This window comes from Marivita geojedonensis (assembly GCF_002115805.1).
In the GTDB taxonomy this organism is placed as follows: Bacteria; Pseudomonadota; Alphaproteobacteria; order Rhodobacterales; family Rhodobacteraceae; genus Marivita; species Marivita geojedonensis.
Map to the genome: position 1 here is coordinate 1 of NZ_JFKC01000067.1, position 1,180 is coordinate 1,180.

1 protein-coding gene is annotated in these 1,180 nt (G+C 62.6%); it reads right to left on the bottom strand.

All coding sequences use genetic code 11. The annotated features are described in order from the left end of the window. Positions 1-3: 3 nt before the first annotated feature. Positions 4-1,179, bottom strand: coding sequence for an elongation factor Tu (gene tuf, locus MGEO_RS21030; RefSeq protein WP_085641693.1), 1,176 nt, complete (start codon positions 1,177-1,179; stop codon positions 4-6). Between the last annotated feature and the right edge of the window lies 1 nt (position 1,180).

The window sequence follows — 1,180 nt, forward strand, 5'->3', positions numbered from 1 at the left end:
GGCTTACGCGACGATTTTGGAGACGACGCCGGAGCCGACGGTGCGGCCGCCTTCGCGGATGGCGAAGCGGAGGCCGTCTTCCATTGCGATCGGTGCGATCAGCTCAACCTCGAACTTCAGGTTGTCGCCCGGCATCACCATCTCGGTGCCTTCCGGCAGCGTCACGGTCCCGGTCACGTCGGTCGTGCGGAAGTAGAACTGCGGACGGTAGTTCGCGAAGAACGGCGTGTGACGGCCGCCTTCTTCCTTGGTCAGGATGTAGACCTCGGCTTCGAACTTGGTGTGCGGTGTCACCGAACCCGGCTTGCAGAGAACCTGGCCACGCTCGACGCCCTCACGGTCAACGCCGCGCAGCAGCGCGCCGATGTTGTCGCCGGCTTCACCACGGTCCAGCAGCTTGCGGAACATTTCCACACCGGTGCAGGTCGTCTTCTTCGTGTCGCGGATGCCCACGATCTCGATTTCGTCGCCCACGTTGATCACGCCACGCTCCACACGGCCGGTCACAACGGTGCCGCGGCCCGAGATCGAGAACACGTCTTCGATCGGCATCAGGAACGGCTGGTCGATCGCACGTGCCGGCTGCGGGATGTACTCGTCAACCGCCGCCATCAGTTCGCGGATCTTGTTCTCGCCGATTTCCGGATCACGGCCTTCCATCGCCGCAAGCGCAGAGCCCGCGATGATCGGAATGTCGTCGCCCGGGAAGTCGTAGGCGGACAGCAGTTCGCGCACTTCCATCTCGACCAGTTCGAGCAGTTCCGGATCGTCCACCTGGTCGACCTTGTTCAGGAACACGACCATGGCAGGGATACCCACCTGGCGGCCGAGAAGGATGTGCTCGCGCGTCTGCGGCATCGGGCCGTCAGCTGCGTTCACAACCAGGATCGCGCCGTCCATCTGAGCGGCACCGGTGATCATGTTCTTCACGTAGTCCGCGTGGCCCGGGCAGTCGACGTGTGCGTAGTGACGCGCGTCGGTTTCGTATTCAACGTGGGCGGTCGAAATGGTGATCCCGCGCGCTTTCTCTTCCGGCGCACCGTCAATCTGGTCATACGCCTTGAAGTCGCCAAAGTACTTGGTGATCGCCGCCGTCAGCGTCGTCTTGCCGTGGTCAACGTGACCGATTGTGCCGATGTTGCAGTGCGGCTTACCGCGCTCAAACTTTTCCTTTGCCATT